This is a genomic window from Mesobacterium hydrothermale (assembly GCF_035818635.1).
In the GTDB taxonomy this organism is placed as follows: Bacteria; Pseudomonadota; Alphaproteobacteria; order Rhodobacterales; family Rhodobacteraceae; genus Mesobacterium_A; species Mesobacterium_A hydrothermale.
Map to the genome: position 1 here is coordinate 1 of NZ_JAYLLH010000070.1, position 2,110 is coordinate 2,110.

Annotated in this window: 3 protein-coding genes; 1 reads left to right on the forward strand and 2 read right to left on the reverse strand. The window is 49.9% G+C overall.

From position 1 onward, the window contains the following. Positions 1–37 precede the first annotated feature (37 nt). The gene (locus VK792_RS19455; RefSeq protein ID WP_326299577.1) at positions 38–1,048 is read right to left on the reverse strand and encodes a hypothetical protein; all 1,011 of its coding nucleotides are present in this window, start codon (positions 1,046–1,048) and stop codon (positions 38–40) included. 66 nt (positions 1,049–1,114) lie between these two features. Next, complete coding sequence (locus tag VK792_RS19460; RefSeq protein ID WP_326299579.1) at positions 1,115–1,510, reverse strand: hypothetical protein; 396 nt, start codon at positions 1,508–1,510, stop codon at positions 1,115–1,117. Between the two features lie 164 nt (positions 1,511–1,674). Here VK792_RS19460 and VK792_RS19465 point away from each other — a divergent pair, with 164 nt between their 5' ends. Then, the gene (locus VK792_RS19465; protein WP_326299581.1) at positions 1,675–1,914 is read left to right on the forward strand and encodes a hypothetical protein; all 240 of its coding nucleotides are present in this window, start codon (positions 1,675–1,677) and stop codon (positions 1,912–1,914) included. Positions 1,915–2,110: the final 196 nt, after the last annotated feature.

The window sequence follows — 2,110 nt, forward strand, 5'->3', positions numbered from 1 at the left end:
AAAGCATCGTCCCGATAGACCAGAGGCCTACGATGCACTAACATTTTAACCGGACCACCCGATGGGGGCACGCCAAACTGGCAAGCCCCGTTGATGATGTTCGTGCGGAACTATCGTTGGTGCCGTCGTCGCTCAAAGCTATCATTGCCAAGTTCCCACGATCCCAACGTTGACGCTCAATTAGAACGAGGCGCACGGGATTGGAAAAATTCTGGCTTGATCGTTCGAAAGAACGGACAAGTTTTTGAATGTGCCCTTCTTTCCCCAAAACGTAGTCAACAAAAATCAGGGTCGGTGCCTCGGGGAGCCAATCTTCGCAATAATCGGCAAACCGCGAGAGCTCGTCAGTTTGAAGAAAGCCCGAATGCCAACCATCGGCCTGTGAAATGGTCGAAAATTCAAATGCCAGTCGGCTTTTCCCCTGTCCAGCCTCTCCGGCGAGTTGAATCCATAGGAAAGCAGCCCCTTTTGAATCTCTAAAGATTTGCAGTTCTTCCATTTCGCTTTCGCGACCAAGGAATGCGGTAAGCTGCTTTGTGTAATGAGACGACCCCTCGACTACATCCAAACTCAGAACTAATTCGCGGGAACGACGTGTCCTTCCAAGTTGCTTGTGTTGATCTGGTGTGCTTGGCCCACGAGGAAGCACCTCATAGTCTTCGGGCCTATCGTTGACGCTGTAACCAAAATACTCCGAAAAGGTCATCCCCTCGAAGAGGGTGCGATCAAACTGCCCCAAGCTTTCGCTATTGGGGTACTGACGATGTAAGTAATAATATACCTGCCACGCAAATTTCCGATGCCCTGTACCTTGCCTCAAGCTCTTGGCGTGATATTCGTTGACGCTGGCTTTTGCTTTATCCTCAGTTTCATACTCGCCAGAAAACACTGCTGCATCTTGCAGCAATAGCGTGTGCTCCACATCAGAGTTTGTAAGTTTCCGGCTAATGCTGCCGACAGCTTCTTTGGCCGCATTCTTTTGGCCCTCAAAACTTACATGCGGTGAGACTACCGATCTAAATTCCTTGAAGCTTAGTACTTTTCTCAATTCCCTGCCTGCTGAACCTTTTGAGGGGTGTCGTGCGAATCGCACTTAAGCAAGGAGTATACAACGTTATGGTGTCTGCAACCGCAACCACGGTCGATACAGGTGGCCATCACGAAAGAACCGTTCACTGATCAATTCGCCAGTAGTTTCAAACTTGTGAACAACGGCTGGTCCGTCAATCCGGTGCAAGCGGTTGTTTTGGAGGAACTTGACCAGCAAGGTATCATCATCGGGGTTTCTCGTGATGATGGCGGGGCCATCGGCCTCATCGCGGTGGAACTGTCCGTTCTGCATCCAGCACTGACGAACGGGTTCACCATCTGGGCCATACTCGACCACGGCTGGGCCTGATGTGTTATGTTCTTGTCCTGCCGCGTTGAACCAAGCTTGGGATAACACCTTACCAGATTCGACGTCTTTCACTACTTTTACGGTGTAGCTTTCCTCCATAGTATTTTTCATAGGGAAATTATAGCAAATTCTGGAAAATCGGTGCAAATTAACTGACATATTCTTATGTAAATCAGCAGGTTATGGAAATCTGTGATTTGCCATTACTCTCCGTGCAATACGTAAAATTTTGTCCTCTGATTGGGGTGTAAATCCACAACGAAAGGACGAAAAAAATGACGACTTACGAACACTATACCTACTTCTGCCCGACCTGCTGGCAACCCCTTACGGAGGACGCAGAAGCCCGCATCATCGCACCGAAAGGCAAGCTCATTCTCACCGACCTCAACGACTGGACGGAGGTTCAAACCGAACTGGTCACGGTGAGAAAAGAAAATGAAGAGCTGAAGCGCGAGGTCGCTTTCTTGAAAGCCGAAGCTGCCTTCAAGACGGTTGACCACGGTGACAACTGATGCCCGCTCGTGAATGCCGGGTGCGCGTATCTAGTGCATCCGGTGACGATCATCCTCGTCAAGGATGGCGTCGATATTATCGAGCGATGACTTGGATATCTCAACCAGCCGCGCTTTGAAGCTGGAATAGCCCCCTGAAAGTGGTCCACCAACTGGGATAGATTTGTCCCGCAATTGGAGGATCAGCGATGGCTGG

Bases quoted from the DNA above. Each gene is read 5' to 3' on its own strand.
- VK792_RS19460 (WP_326299579.1), bottom strand. From the start codon at position 1,510: ATGAAAAATACTATGGAGGAAAGCTACACCGTAAAAGTAGTGAAAGAC.
- VK792_RS19465 (WP_326299581.1), top strand. From the start codon at position 1,675: ATGACGACTTACGAACACTATACCTACTTCTGCCCGACCTGCTGGCAA.